20 protein-coding genes are annotated in these 18,036 nt (G+C 72.4%); 14 read left to right on the top strand and 6 right to left on the bottom strand.

The window, feature by feature from the left end:
* Nucleotides 1–179: 179 nt before the first annotated feature.
* The 10 genes from J2S46_RS13735 (at nt 180) to J2S46_RS13690 (ending at nt 8,219) form a co-directional block, all read left to right on the top strand.
* On the top strand, nt 180–1,319 hold the full coding sequence (locus tag J2S46_RS13735; RefSeq protein WP_191289222.1) for a PhoH family protein: 1,140 nt from the start codon (nt 180–182) through the stop codon (nt 1,317–1,319).
* 14 nt (nt 1,320–1,333) lie between these two features.
* Nucleotides 1,334–1,828 carry an rRNA maturation RNase YbeY gene (gene ybeY, locus J2S46_RS13730; RefSeq protein WP_191289221.1) on the top strand — a complete coding sequence of 165 codons (495 nt, stop codon included), beginning with the start codon at nt 1,334–1,336 and terminating at the stop codon, nt 1,826–1,828.
* 19 nt (nt 1,829–1,847) lie between these two features.
* Complete coding sequence (locus tag J2S46_RS13725; RefSeq protein WP_191289220.1) at nt 1,848–3,188, top strand: hemolysin family protein; 1,341 nt, start codon at nt 1,848–1,850, stop codon at nt 3,186–3,188.
* Nucleotides 3,189–3,287: 99 nt separating this feature from the next.
* Nucleotides 3,288–3,524 (top strand): hypothetical protein, encoded by a 237-nt coding sequence (locus J2S46_RS13720; protein WP_191289219.1) that lies wholly within the window; start codon nt 3,288–3,290, stop codon nt 3,522–3,524.
* A gap of 162 nt (nt 3,525–3,686) precedes the next feature.
* The gene (locus J2S46_RS13715; protein ID WP_191289218.1) at nt 3,687–4,226 is read left to right on the top strand and encodes a DUF4383 domain-containing protein; all 540 of its coding nucleotides are present in this window, start codon (nt 3,687–3,689) and stop codon (nt 4,224–4,226) included.
* Nucleotides 4,227–4,374: 148 nt separating this feature from the next.
* Entirely contained in the window at nt 4,375–4,728 is a 354-nt protein-coding gene (locus J2S46_RS13710; protein WP_073927916.1) for a cytidine deaminase-like protein, read from the top strand.
* Between the two features lie 118 nt (nt 4,729–4,846).
* On the top strand, nt 4,847–5,008 hold the full coding sequence (locus tag J2S46_RS13705; RefSeq protein ID WP_191289217.1) for a hypothetical protein: 162 nt from the start codon (nt 4,847–4,849) through the stop codon (nt 5,006–5,008).
* Between the two features lie 53 nt (nt 5,009–5,061).
* Complete coding sequence (era, locus tag J2S46_RS13700) at nt 5,062–6,012, top strand: GTPase Era (RefSeq protein ID WP_073927624.1); 951 nt, start codon at nt 5,062–5,064, stop codon at nt 6,010–6,012.
* Nucleotides 6,013–6,100: 88 nt separating this feature from the next.
* Entirely contained in the window at nt 6,101–7,579 is a 1,479-nt protein-coding gene (locus tag J2S46_RS13695) for a peptidase M16 family protein (protein ID WP_191289215.1), read from the top strand.
* A 52-nt stretch (nt 7,580–7,631) separates the two neighbouring features.
* On the top strand, nt 7,632–8,219 hold the full coding sequence (locus J2S46_RS13690) for a hypothetical protein (RefSeq protein WP_191289214.1): 588 nt from the start codon (nt 7,632–7,634) through the stop codon (nt 8,217–8,219).
* Nucleotides 8,220–8,275: 56 nt separating this feature from the next.
* Here J2S46_RS13690 and J2S46_RS13685 read toward each other — a convergent pair whose 3' ends face one another.
* A complete protein-coding gene (locus J2S46_RS13685) occupies nt 8,276–8,542 on the bottom strand; it encodes a protealysin inhibitor emfourin (protein ID WP_073927915.1) in 267 nt (88 codons plus the stop codon).
* 68 nt (nt 8,543–8,610) lie between these two features.
* Complete coding sequence (locus J2S46_RS13680) at nt 8,611–9,630, bottom strand: M4 family metallopeptidase (protein WP_191289213.1); 1,020 nt, start codon at nt 9,628–9,630, stop codon at nt 8,611–8,613.
* A gap of 311 nt (nt 9,631–9,941) precedes the next feature.
* On the opposite strand from J2S46_RS13680, the gene leuA reads away from it, so the two are divergent.
* The 4 genes from leuA to J2S46_RS13660 all read left to right on the top strand — a co-directional run bounded on the left by leuA (nt 9,942) and on the right by J2S46_RS13660 (nt 14,641).
* A complete protein-coding gene (leuA, locus tag J2S46_RS13675; protein WP_191289212.1) occupies nt 9,942–11,738 on the top strand; it encodes a 2-isopropylmalate synthase in 1,797 nt (598 codons plus the stop codon).
* A 330-nt stretch (nt 11,739–12,068) separates the two neighbouring features.
* Nucleotides 12,069–12,731: a TerB family tellurite resistance protein gene (locus J2S46_RS13670; protein WP_191289211.1), complete on the top strand. Its 663-nt coding sequence runs from the start codon at nt 12,069–12,071 to the stop codon at nt 12,729–12,731.
* A gap of 315 nt (nt 12,732–13,046) precedes the next feature.
* Nucleotides 13,047–13,793, top strand: coding sequence for a DNA repair protein RecO (gene recO / locus J2S46_RS13665; RefSeq protein WP_073927618.1), 747 nt, complete (start codon nt 13,047–13,049; stop codon nt 13,791–13,793).
* Between the two features lie 2 nt (nt 13,794–13,795).
* Nucleotides 13,796–14,641, top strand: coding sequence for an isoprenyl transferase (locus J2S46_RS13660; protein ID WP_191289210.1), 846 nt, complete (start codon nt 13,796–13,798; stop codon nt 14,639–14,641).
* Between the two features lie 61 nt (nt 14,642–14,702).
* Here J2S46_RS13660 and J2S46_RS13655 read toward each other — a convergent pair whose 3' ends face one another.
* The 4 genes from J2S46_RS13655 to J2S46_RS13640 are packed head-to-tail and all read right to left on the bottom strand — an operon-like array spanning nt 14,703 to nt 17,932.
* Nucleotides 14,703–15,113, bottom strand: a complete 411-nt coding sequence (locus J2S46_RS13655) for a Fur family transcriptional regulator (RefSeq protein ID WP_073927616.1) — start codon at nt 15,111–15,113, stop codon at nt 14,703–14,705.
* A 35-nt stretch (nt 15,114–15,148) separates the two neighbouring features.
* The gene (locus J2S46_RS13650) at nt 15,149–16,084 is read right to left on the bottom strand and encodes a metal ABC transporter permease (RefSeq protein WP_229912504.1); all 936 of its coding nucleotides are present in this window, start codon (nt 16,082–16,084) and stop codon (nt 15,149–15,151) included.
* Nucleotides 16,081–16,956 (bottom strand): metal ABC transporter ATP-binding protein, encoded by an 876-nt coding sequence (locus J2S46_RS13645; RefSeq protein ID WP_191289209.1) that lies wholly within the window; start codon nt 16,954–16,956, stop codon nt 16,081–16,083. Before J2S46_RS13645 ends, J2S46_RS13650 begins: the two co-directional genes overlap by 4 nt.
* A gap of 16 nt (nt 16,957–16,972) precedes the next feature.
* A complete protein-coding gene (locus tag J2S46_RS13640) occupies nt 16,973–17,932 on the bottom strand; it encodes a metal ABC transporter solute-binding protein, Zn/Mn family (protein ID WP_191289350.1) in 960 nt (319 codons plus the stop codon).
* Nucleotides 17,933–18,036: the final 104 nt, after the last annotated feature.

Below are 18,036 nucleotides of genomic sequence, written 5' to 3'. Positions count from 1 at the left end.
AAACCAGTCGCATCGGCCCCGGAACTGCCGGAGCATCGACCGCGTGCGCGATTCGTCCGCCGGGAGGTGGCGCCGCACCGCCCCGGCGATCACGCGCGCGGCGTACCCTGGTGACCCCGGACCGACCGAGCGGCACCACGAGACCACGGATGGGATGAGGCAGGCCTCAGCGCCGACCTATGAGTAACACATCACATACCCGTACGAACGGACAGTCGCGGCCTGCCGAGGCGGCCGGCTCCGAGCGGGTCGCCAGCGCCAGGATCGTCATTCCCGAGAAGCACCCGATGGTCACCCTGCTCGGTGCCACCGACTCGCTGCTGCGCGTGATCGAGCGGTCGTTCCCGGCCGCCGACATCCACGTCCGGGGCAACGAGGTCACCGCGACCGGGGAGCGCGCCGAGGTCGCCCTCGTGCAGGAGCTCTTCAACGAGATGATGCTGGTGCTGCGCACCGGCCAGCCCCTGACGGAGGACGCCGTGGAGCGTTCGATCGCGATGCTGCGCAACGCCGGGGACAACCCGGACGACCCGTCGCCGTCCCAGGTGTTCACCGCGAACATCCTCTCCAACCGCGGCCGGACCATCCGCCCCAAGACCCTCAACCAGCAGCGCTACGTCGACGCCATCGACAAGCACACGATCGTCTTCGGCCTCGGCCCGGCCGGTACCGGCAAGACCTATCTCGCGATGGCCAAGGCCGTGCAGGCCCTGCAGGCCAAGGAGGTCAACCGGATCATCCTGACCCGGCCCGCCGTCGAGGCGGGGGAGCGGCTGGGCTTCCTGCCCGGCACCCTCTACGAGAAGATCGACCCGTACCTGCGCCCGCTCTACGACGCGCTGCACGACATGATGGACCCGGACTCGATCCCGCGGCTGATGGCCGCCGGGACGATCGAGGTCGCCCCGCTCGCCTACATGCGCGGGCGCACCCTCAACGACGCCTTCATCATCCTGGACGAGGCCCAGAACACCTCCCCCGAGCAGATGAAGATGTTCCTCACCCGCCTCGGTTTCAACTCCCGGGTGGTGGTCACCGGCGACACCAGCCAGATCGACCTCCCGGGCAGCACCCGCAGCGGTCTCAAGGTCGTCCAGGAGATCCTCGTGGACGTCCCCGACATCCACTTCTCCGTCCTCACCAGCACCGATGTGGTCCGCCACAAGCTGGTCGGCCGGATCGTGGACGCCTACGAGGCCTGGGACGCCCGCCAGGAGGCCGAGGAGAACACCCCGCCCGCCCGCAAGCCCTCCCAGCGGCGCACCGTCAAGCCGCCGTCGGCCCGGGCACCCCGCCAGTCCCATCGCACCGAAAGCTGAGTAACAGCCCCTCCATGTCGATCGACATCGCCAACGAGTCCGGTTGGGACGCCGACGAGGACTCCATCCTCGACATCGCCCGCTACGCCCTCGACAAGATGCGGATCCACCCGCAGTCCGAACTGTCCGTGATCCTGGTGGACAGCGCGGCGATGGAGGAGCTCCACATCCAGTGGATGGACCTGCCGGGCCCCACCGACGTGATGTCCTTCCCGATGGACGAACTGCGTCCCGGCAAGGAGGGCGACGAGCTGCCGCAGGGCCTGCTCGGTGACATCGTGCTCTGCCCGGAGGTCGCCAAGCAGCAGGGCGAGGCGGCGCCGTCGAAGCACTCGATGGACGAGGAGCTGCAGCTGCTCACCGTCCACGGGGTGCTGCACGTGCTCGGCTACGACCACGAGGAGCCGGACGAGGAGCGCGAGATGTTCGCGCTCCAGAAGCGGATCCTGGACGACTGGCGTGCCGGTCGGGGCCTCGGCGGCATCTCGCCGGCCCCCACCACCCACTGAGCGCGGGGTCCGGTCCGCTGTGAGTGGCGAGAGTACGAGCTTCATCCTGGGCGCCGTCCTGCTCACCGGCGTCGGGTGGCTGGCCGCCTGCGCCGAGGCGGGCATCTCCCGGGTCTCCCGGTTCCGCGCCGAGGAGGCCGTCCGGGCCGGCCGGCGCGGCGCCGACCGGATGCTGACGCTGGCCTCCGACCCGATCCGCTACCTCAACCTGGCCACCCTGATCCGGGTGGCCAGCGAGATGGCGGCGGCGGTCATGGTCACCGTGGTCTGTGTCCGCAACGTGGAGCCGACCTGGCAGGCCGTGCTGCTGGCGTTCGGGGTGATGGTGCTGGTGTCGTTCGTCGCGGTCGGCGTCTCGCCGCGCACGATCGGCCGTCAGCACCCGCTGAGCACCGTCACGGCGGCGGCCTTCGTGCTGCTGCCGCTGGCCCGGATCCTCGGCCCGATCCCGCGGCTGCTGATCCTGACCGGCAACGCGCTGACCCCCGGAAAGGGCTACCGGGAGGGTCCGTTCGCCTCCGAGGCGGAGCTGCGGGCCCTGGTCGACCTGGCCGAGAAGGACGACCTGATCGAGGACGACGAGCGCCGGATGGTGCACTCGGTCTTCGAGCTGGGCGACACCATCGTGCGCGAGGTGATGGTGCCGCGCACCGACCTGGTGATGATCGAGCGCCACAAGACCGTCCGGCAGGCCCTCACGCTGGCGCTGCGTTCCGGCTTCTCGCGGATCCCGGTGGTCGGCGACAACGAGGACGACGTGGTGGGCATGGTCTACCTCAAGGACCTCGTACGCCTCACCCACATCAACCGTGACGCCGAGTCCGAGCCGGTCGGCGGCATGATGCGCCCGGCCGTCTTCATCCCCGACAGCAAGCCGGCCGGCGACCTGCTGCGCGAGATGCAGCAGATGCGCTCGCACGTCGCGATCGTGATCGACGAGTACGGCGGCACGGCCGGCCTGGTCACCATCGAGGACATCCTGGAGGAGATCGTCGGTGAGATCACCGACGAGTACGACCGGGAGATCGCACCCGTCGAGGACCTCGGCGACGGCTCGTACCGGATCACCGCCCGGCTGCTCGTGGAGGACCTCGGCGACCTGTTCGGCATCGAGCTGGAGGACGAGGACGTCGAGACCGTGGGCGGCCTGCTCGCCAAGCACCTCGGCCGGGTGCCGATCCCCGGGTCGTCCTGCGAGATACCGCTGCCGGAGGACGCCGGCACCGACCTCAGCGCCATCCTGCTGACGGCCGAGAGCTCGGCCGGCCGGCGCAACCGGATCGGCACGGTGGTGGCCGCCCCCGTCCGCCCGGTGGACGACGGCGACGGCGAGGACGCCGACCGCGCCGACGGGCGCTGACCGGGGCGACGGACGAGGACCCTCCGGGGCGGGCGCGGCCCGCCCCGGAAGGCTCAGCACGAGTTGCCCGGCCGCCGGGCACGTCACCACGATGTGGTCATGACTCATGAGTTGCGCGCTGAGTACGGCCCGCAGGGCCGGTCCGGCGGCGTCAGGACCTGGCACATCATGCGCACCGTCGGGGCCACCGAGGCGATGTGCGGCCGGACGATCGACCCGGACGCGGAGACCCGCCCGGAGGACGACTGGGGCAGGACCGAGCGGCCGGCCTGCCAGCAGTGCGGTTCGCTGTACCTGCACGAGGTGCCGCACGGGTCGGGCGACCCGCACCGCTAGGCCGTGTCGGACAATTCGCGCGCCCGGCGGGAAGTGTCGGACACGCCCCAGGGCCCGCGCCCGCCGCCATGCGGTCCCCGGGATCGGGCGTAGCGTGGAACGCGGGGCGCGTTGTCCGTCCGGGGGGCGGTCCACGGCTTCTTCCGCATCGTGGAGGTCTCCATGAAACTGCAAGACGAACTGCCCGTCGACCACCGGCTGGCCTCGGTCTACCGGTACAGCGCGGGCCTGGGCGGCGTGTTCCTGCTGGTCTTCGGGATCCTCGGGCTGCTGGACCACCCGGGTTTCCTGTCCACCAGCGGCAACCACATCGCGGGCATGTCCACCAACGGCGCGCTGAGCCTGCTCTCCGTGGTGATGGGCGTCGTACTCGTCGGCGGCGCGGTGGTGGGCGGCAACTTCGCCTCCAACCTGAACATGATCGTCGGCGTGCTGTTCGTGCTCTCCGGCTTCTACGGCCTGACCGTGCTCGGCCGGCCGGACGCGAACATCCTCAACTTCCGCATGTCCAACTGCCTGTTCGCCTTCATCTTCGGATTCGTCGTCCTCACCTTCGGCATGTACGGCCGGGTGAGCAGCCACCTGCCGCACGACAATCCCTACTGGCAGAAGCGCCACCGCGACCAGGAGCCGCTGCCCTCCGGCCCGCCCGCGTTCGTGAAGGTCCTCAAGCCGGGGCCGCCGAACCCGATCGGGCACTGACCGGACCCGGTCGGGCGCCGACCCGGCGCGCGGCGGTCCCGGGCCGGCCGGCAGCCGCGGCCCGGGACCGCCTCGCCCGGAGCGGCCGGGCGACCGCCGGTCGGAACGCGCCGACGCCCGACGATCACGGCGGCCTATGCTCTGCGGCATGAGTGATGTCACCGAGCTGGACCCTGAGGACAAGAAGATCATCACCCTGGCCCGTTCCGCCCGCGCCCGCAACGGCGTGGCGGAGGGGGCCGCGGTGCGCGACGAGAACGGCCGCACCTACGTCGCCGGCACGGTCGCCCTGGAGTCGCTGAAGCTCAGCGCGCTGCAGACGGCCGTGGCGATGGCGGTGGCCAGCGGGGCGCGCAGCCTGGAGGCGGCCGCCGTGGTCACCGAGGCCGGGCAGCCCGCCGAGGCCGACCTGGCCGCCGTGCGCGACCTCGGCGGCGCCGGCACCCCGGTGCTGCTCGCAGGCCCGGACGGCGCCCTGCGGGTGGCCGCCGAGGCCCGCTGAACGACGGCCGCCGGGGCCGGCCGGACCGGCAGGCGGACGGACGCCCACTCCCGTCGATCCGACGGATAATCTCACCGGGAGAGCTCCGGGGGGAGCTCCTGACCGGGGGAGCCGGACGATGGGGACGTGGGCGTTCTTCGCCGGGCTGCTGGCCAGCGTGATGGGCATGGGCAAGTGGCAGGAGACCGGCTCGCCCTGGTGGCTGGGCGGCTCGATCGCCCTCTTCGTGATCGTCCTGGTCAGCGGCCTGGCCTCGCTCGGCGGCGGCAAGAAGCCGTAGCGCGCGACCGGGCTGCGGCGGCCTGTCCGTCCAGACCTTGGTGATCAGGGACAATGGGGCGCATGAGCGTTACTTCCCCCTCCCAGGCCGGCACCTACCGATCCGGCTTCGCGTGCTTCGTCGGCCGCCCCAACGCGGGCAAGTCGACCCTGACCAACGCCCTGGTGGGGACGAAGGTCGCGATCACCTCCGACCGCCCCCAGACCACCCGGCACACCGTACGCGGCATCGTGCACCGCCCGGACGCCCAGCTCGTGCTGGTCGACACCCCCGGCCTGCACAAGCCCCGCACCCTCCTCGGCGAGCGCCTCAACGACCTGGTCCGCAGCACCTGGGCCGAGGTCGACGTGATCGGCTTCTGCCTCCCCGCCGACCAGAAGCTCGGCCCCGGCGACAAGTTCATCGCCAAGGAGCTCGCCGAGGTCAAGAAGACGCCCAAGGTCGCCGTCGTCACCAAGACCGACCTGGTCGACTCCAAGGCACTGGCCGCCCAGCTGATCGCCATCCACCAGCTCGGCCTGGAACTCGGCATCGAGTGGGCCGAGATCGTCCCCGTCTCCGCCGTCGCCGACACCCAGGTCGGTCTGCTGGCCGACCTGCTCACCCCGCTGCTCCCGGCCGGCCCGCCGCTCTACCCGGACGGCGACCTCACCGACGAGCCCGAGCAGGTCATGGTGGCCGAGCTGATCCGCGAGGCGGCCCTGGAGGGCGTCCGCGACGAGCTGCCGCACTCGCTGGCCGTGGTGGTCGAGGAGATGATCCCGCGCGAGGGCCGCCCGGCGGACCGCCCGCTGCTCGACATCCATGCCAACGTGTACATCGAGCGGCAGAGCCAGAAGGCCATCGTGATCGGCGCCAAGGGCGCCCGCCTGAAGCACGTCGGCACCACCGCCCGCAAGCACATCGAGGCGTTGCTCGGCACGCCTGTCTACCTGGACCTGCACGTCAAGGTCGCCAAGGACTGGCAGCGCGACCCCAAGCAGCTGCGCAAGCTCGGTTTCTGACGGACCGCCGGCCCGGCCGTGCCCCCGGGGGCACGGCCGCCGGGGGCCCCGTGACCCCATCTGACCTGGGCAATCGTATGATCGCCCGATGCATCGTGATGTCATCGACGGAGTCCCCGTCCTCTGGGAGCAGGCCCCCGGCCCGCTCGAAGCCGCCCTGGTGTTCGGCTGCGGGGCGAGGGACGAGACCTTCCGCACGCTCGGCGTGACGCACCTCGTCGAGCACCTCGCGATGAGCACCCTGCCCAGGCTGCACCACGAGCACAACGCCATGGTCGACCTGGAGCTCACCCAGTTCACCGCCACCGGACGGCCCGAGCAGATCGCCGCCTACCTGACGCTGGTCTGCCAGGCGCTCGCGGACCTTCCGGTCCAGCGGATCGAGCAGGAGAGCGGCGTCCTGGCGGCCGAGGACGGCTGCGCCAGCCACCCGACCGTCGGCGCCCTGCTCTCGCACCGTTACGGCATCGAGGGGCTCGGCCTGGCCCCCTGGAACGGTCCCGGGCCGGACCGCATCCCGCTGGAGGCGGTCCGCGACGTCGTCGCGCGCTTCTTCCACGCCGGCAACGCCGTCCTCGTCCTCACCGGCCCGCCGCCGGAGGGCCTGCGGCTGCCGCTGCCGGCGGGGCCGCGCCCGGCCCGCGGCGAGGCCCAGCAGGTCCGCACGGCGCACTCCCGCTGGCAGGAGGACGCCGTCCCGGGCCCGGGCCTCGGCCTCGACTGCGACCTGGCCGACCAGCCGCTCCAGCTGGCGCTGGCCGTCCTCCAGGAGCGCCTGCGCAACACCGCCCGTCACCAGCACGGGCTCAGCTACGACGTCTCCTGCGCCTCCGCGGCGGCCGGCCTCGGCCGGGGCGAGCGGGTCGTGCACCTCGACGCGCGGGAGGGCGAGGAGCAGCGGGTCGCCGTACTGCTCTGGGAGGGAGCCCTGAAGCTGGCCGCCGAAGGCCCCTCGGAGGAGGAGGTCGCCGAGGAGATCGCCGCCGCCCGGGAGCTGTTCCTGGACCCCCGCGCGGTCTCCTTCGAGCTGGAACTCGCGGCCTCGGCCGAACTGTTCGGCACCCCCTACCGGCCCGTCCCGGAGCGGCTCGCACTGCTGGAGAAGGTCACCGCGGAGCAGGTGCGCCAGGCCTTCGCCCGGGCGATGGACTCCGCGCTGCTCGTCGTCCCCCCGGGGACCGAGGTCTCGCTGCGCCTGCCCGACGGCTCCCCGCTGCCCGAGGCCCGCTGCACCGCGGCCGGCCTGCCGGCCGACGGGCAGCAGTTCCGCCCCTCGGTCAAGGACCGGCTGTTCCACCCGGCGGCCCGACGGGCCCGGCTGGTGCTGAACGACGCGGGCGTCTGGCTGCGCAACCCGGACGGCGAGGTGCACCACATCCCGTACCGGGAGGTGGTCGGGGTGGAGATCCAGGGGCCCGGGCGGGTGGTGTTCGGGGCCGCGCCCTGCGTCATCCCCGTCCTGCCGGAGATGTTCGCCGGCCTCACGCCCGGGCTGCGGGCCCTCGACGCGGCCGTGCCCGAGGAGTTGCGCTACGCCGCCTCCGGGTTCCGCAGCGCGGACAACTGACCCACCGCTCAAGCGTTTTCGCCCTCCGCCCAGCGAACGATCGGAACACACCGTGCCCACCTACGCCGCAGTCACCGGCGCCCCGACCGAGCGCACGCTGGCGGCCCTGGGCCGCTCCAGGCTCGGCGGCTACCTCTTCCCCGGGGCGGACGGCCGGGGCAGCGGCGTCCTCTTCGACCCGCCCAGGCCCCGGTTCGGGCGGATCTCGGCGGGCCGCCTGCGGAACCCCGCCTGGGACCTCGCGGTCGAGCTCAAGGAGACGGTCTGGCTGCTCCGGGACGAACAGGGCGGCGCCTGCGCCACGGCCTGCTTCCCCGGCGGCGGCTACCTGGAGATGGGCTGGGCGGCCGACTGGACCCCGGCCGGGGACCCGCGGCAACGGGACGCCCAGCGCGCTGGCTGGGACAAGCACTGTGCGGAGATCACCCGCAAGGCCGGGCTGGTGCCCGGGGCGGCGGGCCCGCTCGCCGAGGTCCGCAACGACCCGGCGCCGGACGGCAGCCGGCCGAGCGGTGAGGACGTGCTGCGGCGGCTCTGCGCGGTGGTGGGCGCGCCGGACACGGTGGTCGGCCAGTCGCTGCTGGAGCAGGCCGGGCCGCGGGGCCGGGACTTCGTCCGGTTCGAGGCGAAGGGCCGCTGACCCGCCGGGGCCGGCCCACCGCCGGGCGGCCCCGGCCCGGCGGGGCGGCCGGGGGCTCAGGCGCCCTCGCGGAGGACCAGCGAGACGAGTTCGCGCTGGGAGTCGGTCAGTTTGGGATCGGCGCAGTGGACGGTGCGCCCGTCGACGGTGATGGCGTAGTGGAAGCCGTCCGGTACGCCGTACGAGGGCGCGCGCAACCCGCCCACCACGGCCTCCCGGGCGAGGGCGTGGACGTGCGGGGCGTCCGTGCGCTCGGCGGTGTCCAGCTCCGCCTGGCGTGTGCGGCCCGCGAGGCCGCCGGTCCGGGTCACATGGATACGCATGGTGTCCATGGTGCTACCCAGGGCTGGGATTTGCGGTCGCTTTCCCAGAGCTTCACATTAACCGGACCTCATCCGACACTGATGCCGACCTTGGCCCAGGCCGCCGTCACGGTGTTGGCGACCGCCGCGTCCTGGTAGCGGGCCGCGGCGGCGGCCACGGTGGCCCGGGCGAAGGCGGTGAACCCGGCGTCGGGGGTGAGCCGGTCGGTGGTCAGGGTGTCGTACCAGATCCGGCCGGCCCGCTCCCAGGCCGGACCGCCGAGGGCGGTGGCGAGCAGGTAGAAGGCGTGGTTGGGGATGCCGGAGTTGATGTGCACGCCGCCCTCGTCCTGTGCCGTCTCGACGTAGTCGCGCAGATGGGCCGGCTGCGGGTCCTTGCCGAGCCGGGGGTCGTCGTAGGCGGTGCCGGGCGCCTTCATCGAGCGCAGCGCCACGCCCTGCACGCCGGGGGCGAGCAGGCCGGCGCCGATCAGCCAGTCGGCCTCGTCGGCGTCCTGCCGCAGGGCGTACTGCTTGACGAGGGAGCCGAAGACGTCGGACAGCGACTCGTTGAGCGCGCCGGACTGGTCGTGGTAGGCCAGCCCGGCGGTGAACTGGGTGACGCCGTGGGAGAGTTCGTGGCCGATGACGTCCACGCAGGCGGTGAAGTCGCCGAACACGACGCCGTCCCCGTCGCCGAAGACCATCCGCTGCCCGTCCCAGAAGGCGTTGTCGTAGTGCTCGCCGTAGTGGACGGTCGCGTCCAGCCGCATGCCGGCGCCGTCGATCGAGGGGCGGCCGTACACGTCGGAGAAGAGCGCGTAGGTGGCGCCCAGGCCGTCGTAGGCCTGGTTGACGCAGTGGTCGGCGACCGGCGGCGCGCCCTCCGGGCGCACCGTGCGGCCGGGCAGCCGCTCGGTGTGCCGCGCGTCGCGGACGACGCGCCGGGGACGGTCCGTTCCGGGCGCGGGCACCGGTGCCACCAGCCGGGCCTCGCGGTGCGCGGCGTCGAGGGCGAGCGAGCGGACGGCGGCCGCGTGGCCCTGCTCGGCGAGCCGGTCCAGGATGTAGGGCGGGACGATCGAGCAGCGCGGAGGGAGGGGAGTCATGGCGCCAAGGGTGACGCAGCCGTGACAATTTGTCACCAGGCCGTCACGCAGCCGTTCGTCTCAAAGGGTGAAAAAGTCCGTGGACGCGCTTCGGCCTCGGGAGGGCCTGGGTTAGGCTGGTTCACATCATGCGTATCCGGCAGCTTCTTCTTAGCCGCCGCGGCGAGGGCCTGTAGTCCACTGAGGCCGGCTCCCTTGCCGCGGGGGACTGTGCTGTGCGCGTATGAACGCCAAGCGCGGCAGCAGCCGGCCAGTCGGGTGTCCATCACCCCGACCAGCCCGCATCACACACGGAAGCCGAGAGTCACTCCATGACCGAGCAGAGCTCCGCCACGTCGATTCCCGCCGGGCGCCCGTTCGTCGACCGTCCCACCCCGATCACCGCCGCCGGCGTCCGGCAGAAGCCCTCGGGCATGCCGTTCGGCCGCTACGTACCCTTCGGGACCATCGACCTGCCGGACCGCACCTGGCCGAGCAAGGTGATCACGCAGGCGCCGCGCTGGCTCTCCACCGACCTGCGCGACGGCAACCAGGCGCTGATCGACCCGATGTCGCCGGCCCGCAAGCGCAAGATGTTCGACCTGCTGGTGAAGCTGGGCTACAAGGAGATCGAGGTCGGTTTCCCGTCCTCCGGCGCGACCGACTTCGAGTTCGTCCGCTCGCTGATCAACGAGGACGCCATCCCCGAGGACGTCACCATCTCGGTGCTGACCCAGGCCCGCGAGGACCTGATCGAGCGCACCGTGGAGTCCCTGAAGGGCGCGCCGCGCGCCACCGTCCACCTGTACAACGCGACCTCCCCGCTGTTCCGCCGGGTGGTCTTCAAGGGCAGCAAGGACGACATCAAGGGCATCGCCGTCGACGGCACCCGCCTGGTGATGGAGTACGCCGAGAAGATCCTGGGCGACGAGACCGTCTTCGGCTACGAGTACTCGCCGGAGATCTTCATCGACACCGAGCTGGACTTCGCCCTGGAGGTCTGCGAGGCGGTGATGGACGTCTGGCAGCCCGGCCAGGGCCGCGAGATCATCCTGAACCTGCCGACCACGGTCGAGCGCTCCACGCCGAACGTCTACGCCGACAAGATCGAGTGGATGTCGCGGAACCTGACGCGCCGTGAGTTCGTGGCGCTGTCCACCCACCCGCACAACGACCGCGGCACCGGCGTCGCCTCGGCCGAGCTGGCCATCATGGCCGGTGCCGACCGGGTCGAGGGCTGCCTGTTCGGGCAGGGCGAGCGGACCGGCAACCTGGACCTGGTCAACGTCGGGATGAACCTGTTCTCGCAGGGCGTCGACCCGATGATCGACTTCTCCGACATCGACGAGATCCGCCGCACCGCCGAGTACTGCAACCAGATGGGCGTCCCCGAGCGCCACCCCTACGCCGGCGACCTGGTCTACACCTCGTTCTCCGGCTCGCACCAGGACGCGATCAAGAAGGGCTTCGACGCCCTGGAGGCCGACGCCAAGGCGGCCGGCGTGCCGGTCGGCGAGTACACCTGGGGCGTCCCGTACCTGCCGATCGACCCGAAGGACGTCGGCCGCAGCTACGAGGCGGTCATCCGGGTCAACAGCCAGTCCGGCAAGGGCGGCATCGCGTACGTCCTGAAGAACGACCACAAGCTGGACCTGCCGCGCCGGATGCAGATCGAGTTCTCGAAGATCATCCAGGCCAAGACCGACACCGAGGGCGGCGAGGTCACCCCCGCCGACATCTGGGCCGTCTTCCAGGACGAGTACCTGCCCACCCCCGACAACGCCTGGGGCCGGATCTCGCTGACCGGCTCGCGCAGCCTGACCACCGAGGACGGCCGTGACGCGCTGACCACGCAGGCCCTGGTGGACGGCGTGGAGACCACGCTGACCGGTACCGGCAACGGCCCGGTCTCCGCCTTCGGCGACGCGCTGGCCGGCATCGGCGTGGACGTCCGCGTCCTGGACTACGCCGAGCACGCGCTGAGCGAGGGCGGCGACGCCCAGGCCGCCGCGTACGTCGAGTGCGCGGTGGACGGCAAGGTGCTGTGGGGCGTCGGGATCGACAGCAACACCGTGCTGGCCTCCCTGAAGGCGATGATCAGCGCGGTCAACCGCGCGCGCCGCGGGTAATCCGTCCGGCTGAACCTCGCAGGACCGAGCGGGCCGCCCTCCGGGGCGGCCCGCTCGCGTTCCCGGGACCACTCGCCCCGCCCCCTCCACCCCGCCACACCCCCGCACGTAGTGACCCCAGCCCCCACCAGGGCGAGCCGAGCCCCAACAAGGCTGTGTTCTGCGCCACATTTTTCTGCGTCGGAAGCCGTTCGGGGTGCTGACACATGCCCGTAACCATGGCAACATCGACCCACCGGAAATCCGGGGTCGGTGGGACGGCCACGGCGTCCGGTCGCGTGACCTGCCCATTGTTGTGCAGGCCGCCTGCCATGTCTGGGGAGTGGCGCCGTGACAGGGTTGTGGGGTGTCCGTCCTCGGTGGCGGACTGACGTTCTCGGTGACTTCTTCTGCCCAGGCTGCGGCGGGGACCGCAACTACCGTCGGCAGCACGGCCGGCGGTGGCTGCGTCTCCTCGGCACGCCGGTGCTCCCGCTGGGACCGGTGATCGGCAGCGTCCAGTGCACCACCTGCCACGGCCGGTACGGCGTGCAGAGCCTGGAACAGCTCACCGGCGTCCGCCTCTCGGCGATGCTCCGCGACGCCCAGTACACCGTCGCCCTGGCCGTCCTCGCGGCCGGCGGCACCGGCGGCCGCAGCGCCCGCGAGGCGGCCTGCGCGGTGGTCAAGGACGCCGGCTTCGAGGACTGCGGCGAGGCCCAGGTGCTCGCCGCGCTGGCCGCGCTGTCCGGTCTGGGCGGCGAACTCCACCAGGCGCACGGCCTGGCCGACGGCCTGGCCATCGAACTCCACGCGGCGCTCGAACCGCTCACCCCGCACCTCGCCCAGCAGGGCCGCGAGCGGCTGCTGCTCCAGGGCGCCTGGATCGCGCTGGCCGACGGCCGGTACCTGCCGCAGGAGCGCGAGGCGTTGACCGAGGTGGGCCGGTGCCTGGGCCTCGGCGAGGAGCAGGTCGCCACCCTGCTGGAAGCGGCGACCCGCGCCGCGCACTGAGCCTCCGGGGCCTCCCCCCTGCCCCGGAGCAGGGCCCGACCTCCCCCCTCGGGCCCGCCGCGACCCGTACCGGCGGACATCCCCCCACGGACCCCGGTGCGGGATCACGGCTGCCGTCCCGATGCCGCGCCCGCCGCCCGCCGCCCCGCCCGGAGCACGCGGCCGGAGCACGCGGCCGGTACGCGAGAATGGAGGGATGCCCCCTCTGTTCGAGAGTCTCGCGCCCCTCGACGGCCCCGTGCCCCCGCGGCGTTCCGCGCCCCCCGGCGGCGCCGTGCCCCCCGGTGGTCCGGCGCGGACCGGCGGGGCCGCGGCATGAGCCTGTTCCGGGACGACGGTGTCGTGCTCCGGGCGCAGAAGCTCGGTGAGGCCGACCGGATCATCACCCTGCTCACCCGGCGGCACGGCAAGGTCCGCGCCGTCGCCCGCGGGGTGCGCAAGACCAAGTCCAAGTTCGGCGCCCGGCTGGAGCCGTTCTCGCACGTGGACGTGCAGTTCTTCAGCCGCGGCAGCGACCTGATCGGCCGTGGCCTGCCGCTCTGCACCCAGGTGGAGACGATCGCGCCGTACGGCGGCCCGATCGTCGCCGACTACGGCCGCTACACCGCCGGGACGGCGATGCTGGAGACGGCGGAACGATTCGCCGAGAACGAGGGCGAGCCGGCCGTCCAGCAGTACCTGCTGCTGGTGGGCGGACTGCGGACGCTCGCCGCCGGCCAGCACGAGTCGCACCTGGTGCTGGACGCGTTCCTGCTGCGTTCGCTCGCCGTCAACGGGTACGGCGCGAGCTTCACCGACTGCGCGAAGTGCGGACTCGAAGGGCCCAACCGGTTCTTCTCGCTGCAGGCCGGCGGGGTGCTCTGCGGGGACTGCCGGGTGCCTGGCTGTGCCGTACCCTCCCCTGAGACACTGGTACTGCTCGGCTCGCTCCTGTCAGGGGACTGGCAGACGGCCGACGCCTGCGAGCCGCGGTACTGGCGGGAGGGCAGCGGTCTGGTCGCGGCCTATCTGCAGTGGCACCTGGAGCGGGGAATCCGCTCGATGAGATACGTGGAGAAGTAAGCATGGCAGCGCGACGGCTCTTCGGCGGAAGCAAGCAGAGGGACTACCTCCCCCCGACCCCGCACCCGAGCGGCGCCCGGCCGCCGAAGATCCCCGGCGAGCTGGTGCCGGGCCACGTCGCCATCGTGATGGACGGGAACGGCCGCTGGGCCAAGGAGCGCGGGCTGCCCCGCACCGAGGGCCACAAGGTCGGCGAGAGCGTCGTGCTCGACGTCCTCAAGGGCGCCATCGAGCTGGGCGTGAAGAACATCTCGCTGTACGCCTTCTCCACCGAGAACTGGAAGCGGTCCCCGGAGGAGGTGAAGTTCCTGATGAACTTCAACCGGGACGTCATCCACCGCCGCCGCGACGAGATGGACGCGATGGGCGTGCGGGTCCGCTGGGCCGGCCGGATGCCCAAGCTCTGGAAGAGCGTGGTGCAGGAGCTGCAGGTCGCCGAGGAGCAGACCAAGGACAACGACGCCGTGACGCTCTACATGTGCGTCAACTACGGCGGCCGGGCCGAGGTCGCCGACGCGGCGGCGGCCATCGCGGCCGATGTCGCGGCCGGCAAGCTGGACCCGAAGAAGGTCAACGAGAAGACCGTCGCCAGGTACATGTACCACCCGGACATGCCGGACGTGGACCTCTTCCTGCGTCCCAGCGGCGAGCAGCGCACCTCCAACTTCCTGCTCTGGCAGTCCGCCTACGCCGAGTTCGTGTTCCAGGACGTGCTCTGGCCGGACTTCGACCGCCGCGACCTGTGGCGGGCCTGCGAGCAGTACGCGATGCGTGACCGCCGGTTCGGCGGCGCCCTGCCCAACGAGGTGACGGGGGAGCCCGCCGCCGAGGTGCCGACCCAGCGCTGAGTCCGCGCGGACGTGCCGAGGGCCCACGGGATCCGTCCCGTGGGCCCTCGGTGCGTGCGGCTCAGGCCTTGGCGGCGCAGTCCGCACAGGTGCCGAAGATCTCCAGCGTGTGCGCGATGTCGCTGAAGCCGTGCTCGGCGGCGACGGCGTTGGCCCAGCGCTCCACCGCCGGGCCCTCGACCTCGACGGTGGCTCCGCAGTGACGGCACACCAGGTGGTGGTGGTGCCCGCTGCTGCAGCGCCGGTAGACGGCCTCGCCGTCGGCGGTGCGCAGCACGTCGACCTCGCCGGCGTCGGCGAGCGACTGCAGGGTGCGGTACACGGTGGTCAGGCCGACCGAGTCACCCCGGTGCTTGAGCATGTCGTGCAGCTCCTGCGCGCTGCGGAAGTCCTCGATCTCGTCCAGGGCCGCCGAGACGGCGGCTCGCTGCCGGGTCGATCGGGCGCGCGGCGTCGGGCCTGCGGTGGTCACCGTGGGTCCTCCTGGGGGTGGGGGCGTCTCGCACCTCATTGTGCCAGCCCCGCTCCGCTCGTCGGGCCGCTCTGCGCGCAGGCGTTCGCCTCGGCCCCGCCCTGGCCCGGCAGCCGCACGTCGCAGACCTCGGGGCCGCGGTCGGCCGGGGCCCGGTGGCGGCGTCGGGCGAGTGGCCCGGAGACGGCGCTGAACAGGGCGAAGACCACGATGGCGAGCAGCACGATGGCCGGGCCGGAGGGGACGTCCGCCTGGTAGGAGCCGGTCACGCCGGCCAGCGAGACCACCACGCCGAGCGCGATGGCGGCGGCCTGGGTGGCGGCGAAGGAGCGGGTGAGCTGCTGGGCGGCGACCACCGGGACCACCATCAGGGCGCTGACCAGGAGCAGGCCGACCACCCGCATGGCCACGGTGACCGTGACGGCGGCCATCACCGCGAGCAGCAGGTTCAGCAGGCGCACCGGCAGGCCGGTGACCCGGGCGAACTCCTCGTCCTGGCAGATCGCGAAGAGCTGGCGGCGCAGGCCGACGGTGACGGCGATGACGACGGCGCCGAGGATCGCGATGGTGAGCAGGTCGGCGGGGGCGACGGTGAGGATGGAGCCCCAGAGGTAGCTCTCCAGGCTGCCCGAGCCGGCCTCGGCGGAGAGCGAGACCAGCAGCTTGCCGCAGGCCATGCCGCCGTAGAAGAGCATGGCGAGGGCGATGTCGCCGCGCTGGTTGCCGCGGGAGCGGACCAGCTCCATGACGACCGCGCCGAGCACGCAGACCAGGACGGCCATCCAGACCGGGCTGGTCTGGAAGATGAAGCCGAGGCCGACGCCGGTCATCGCGACGTGTCCCATGCCGTCGCCCAGCAGGGCCTGGCGCCGCTGCACCAGGTAGATCCCGACCGCGGGCGCGGTGACGCCGACCAGGACGGCGGCGAGCAGGGCCCGCTGCATGAAGTCGTAGGAGAGCATCTCGGTCATGCCGGCCGCCTCGGGGTGGTCGTCAGCCCGGTACCCGTCAGGCCGGTGCTCGTCAGGTGGTGGTCGTCCGCGTGCGGGTGGACGTGGTCGTGGCCGGGCAGCGCGTGCAGGCCGGTGTTCGGCACCGGCGGGCCGTCGTGGGCGACGCAGCCGTCCCGGAGCAGCACCACGCGGTCGATCAGCGGCTCCAGCGGGCCCAGCTCGTGCAGCACCAGCAGGACGGCGGTGCCGCGGGCGACCTCGCTGCGCAGGGTGTCGGCGAGCACCTGCTGGCTGGCGGCGTCCACGCCGGCCATCGGCTCGTCCATGATCAGCAGGTCGGGGGAGCCGACCAGGGCGCGGGCGATCAGCACCCGCTGCTGCTGGCCGCCGGAGAGGTCGGCGACGCCGTCGCGGGCGCGGTCGAGCATGCCGACGGCGTCGAGGGCCCGGTCGACCGCCTCGCGGTCCTTGCGGCGGAACGGCAGCAGCCGGTGCTGGGGGAGCCGGCCGGTGGAGACCACCTCGCGGACGGTGGCGGGGACGCCGCCGGCGGCGGTGGTGCGCTGCGGGACGTAGCCGATCCGGTGCCACTGACGGAACTTGGCGTACGCGGTGCCGAACAGCTCCAGGGTGCCGCGCTCCAGCGGGACGGCGCCGATCACGCTCTTCACGGTGGTGGACTTGCCCGAGCCGTTGGCGCCGAGCAGGGCGACCACCTCGCCGGGCCGGACGGTGAGGTCCACGCCGCGCAGGACGGGGCGGCCGCCGAGCGAGGCGACCGCGCCGGTGAGGCGCACGACGGCGGGGGCGGCGGCCGTCGGGGTGCCGGGGAGCGGTGCCGGGTCGGGATCCGTCGGGGGTGTGACGTCCTTGGTGCTGTTCTGGAGCATGGGGTGTGGTGTCCCGTCAGCTGGTGGCGCCGAGCGCGGCCTGCAGGTTGGCGAGGTTCTGCTTCATGATCGTCAGGTAGTCGTCGGCCGCCGCGCCCCCGGTGGGGGGCTTGATGCCTTCGAGCGGGTCGAGGACGGCGGTCTTCAGGCCGAGGTCCTTGGCGACGGTGTCGGCGAGCTTGGGGCTGACCAGGGTCTCGAAGAAGATGGTGGTGGCGCCGTTGTCGCGGGCGGCCTTCTGGACCTCGGCGAGCCGGGCGGGGGTGGGTTCGGCCTCGGGGTCGACGCCGTTGATGGCCACCTGGGTCAGGCCGTAGTGCTCGGCGAGGTAGCCGAAGGCGGCGTGGCTGGTGACGAAGGTCCTGGTGGTCGCGTTCCGCAGGCCGTCCTGGAACTGCTGGTCCAGCGCGGTGAGCTTGTTCACCAGGTCGTCGGTGTTCCGGGTGTACTCCGCGGAGTGCTCGGGGTCGGCCTTGGCGAACTCGGCGCCGACGCTCCTGGCGACCGCCGCGTAGCGGGTGGGGTCGAGCCAGATGTGCGGGTCGCCGGCCGGGCCCTCGTGGTGGTGGCCGCCGCCCTCCTCGGTGCCCTCGTCGAGGTGGTGGTCGACCAGCGGGCTGGCGGCGGCGGCGTCCACCAGGTGCTTGCTGTGGGACTGGCCGACGGCCTGGTCGACGGTGGGCTGCAGGCCCTTGAGGTAGAGCACGGCGTCGGCCTTCTGGACCGCGCCGACCTGCTTGGCGGTGAGCTCCAGCTCGTGCGGCTCGACGCCGGCCGCGGTGAGGTCGGTGATCCTCACGTGCTCGCCGCCGATCTGCGCGGCGAGGAACTCCATCGGGTAGAAGGAGGCGATGACGTCCAGCTTGCCGTCCGAGCCCTTGGCGCTGCTGGTGCCGCCGCAGGCGGACAGGGCCAGGGCGCCGATCGCGGCCGTGGCGGCCAGGGCTATGGAGCGGGGGGCGCGTCGGAGGATCATCATGACAACCATTCTCATCTTATGTGGAAATGATTGTCAACTCACCCGTTCGGGTCAATGGACCCGGCCGTCCGGGGGACACCTGTTCGGGCCGCTCCGGCGCC

Origin of the sequence: Kitasatospora herbaricolor, assembly GCF_030813695.1 — a bacterium.
Classification (GTDB): Bacteria; Actinomycetota; Actinomycetes; order Streptomycetales; family Streptomycetaceae; genus Kitasatospora; species Kitasatospora herbaricolor.
The sequence above is the reverse complement of the archived record's forward strand: the minus strand, read 5'-3'. Positions and strand labels throughout refer to the sequence as shown.

Coding starts and splice junctions, on each gene's coding strand:
- J2S46_RS13735 (WP_191289222.1), top strand. CDS start 180: ATGAGTAACACATCACATACCCGTACGAACGGACAGTCGCGGCCTGCC.
- ybeY (WP_191289221.1), top strand. CDS start 1,334: ATGTCGATCGACATCGCCAACGAGTCCGGTTGGGACGCCGACGAGGAC.
- J2S46_RS13720 (WP_191289219.1), top strand. CDS start 3,288: ATGACTCATGAGTTGCGCGCTGAGTACGGCCCGCAGGGCCGGTCCGGC.
- J2S46_RS13715 (WP_191289218.1), top strand. CDS start 3,687: ATGAAACTGCAAGACGAACTGCCCGTCGACCACCGGCTGGCCTCGGTC.
- J2S46_RS13710 (WP_073927916.1), top strand. CDS start 4,375: ATGAGTGATGTCACCGAGCTGGACCCTGAGGACAAGAAGATCATCACC.
- J2S46_RS13705 (WP_191289217.1), top strand. CDS start 4,847: ATGGGGACGTGGGCGTTCTTCGCCGGGCTGCTGGCCAGCGTGATGGGC.
- era (WP_073927624.1), top strand. CDS start 5,062: ATGGGGCGCATGAGCGTTACTTCCCCCTCCCAGGCCGGCACCTACCGA.
- J2S46_RS13695 (WP_191289215.1), top strand. CDS start 6,101: ATGCATCGTGATGTCATCGACGGAGTCCCCGTCCTCTGGGAGCAGGCC.
- J2S46_RS13685 (WP_073927915.1), bottom strand. CDS start 8,542: ATGCGTATCCATGTGACCCGGACCGGCGGCCTCGCGGGCCGCACACGC.
- J2S46_RS13680 (WP_191289213.1), bottom strand. CDS start 9,630: ATGACTCCCCTCCCTCCGCGCTGCTCGATCGTCCCGCCCTACATCCTG.
- leuA (WP_191289212.1), top strand. CDS start 9,942: ATGACCGAGCAGAGCTCCGCCACGTCGATTCCCGCCGGGCGCCCGTTC.
- recO (WP_073927618.1), top strand. CDS start 13,047: ATGAGCCTGTTCCGGGACGACGGTGTCGTGCTCCGGGCGCAGAAGCTC.
- J2S46_RS13660 (WP_191289210.1), top strand. CDS start 13,796: ATGGCAGCGCGACGGCTCTTCGGCGGAAGCAAGCAGAGGGACTACCTC.
- J2S46_RS13650 (WP_229912504.1), bottom strand. CDS start 16,084: ATGACCGAGATGCTCTCCTACGACTTCATGCAGCGGGCCCTGCTCGCC.
- J2S46_RS13645 (WP_191289209.1), bottom strand. CDS start 16,956: ATGCTCCAGAACAGCACCAAGGACGTCACACCCCCGACGGATCCCGAC.
- J2S46_RS13640 (WP_191289350.1), bottom strand. CDS start 17,932: ATGATCCTCCGACGCGCCCCCCGCTCCATAGCCCTGGCCGCCACGGCC.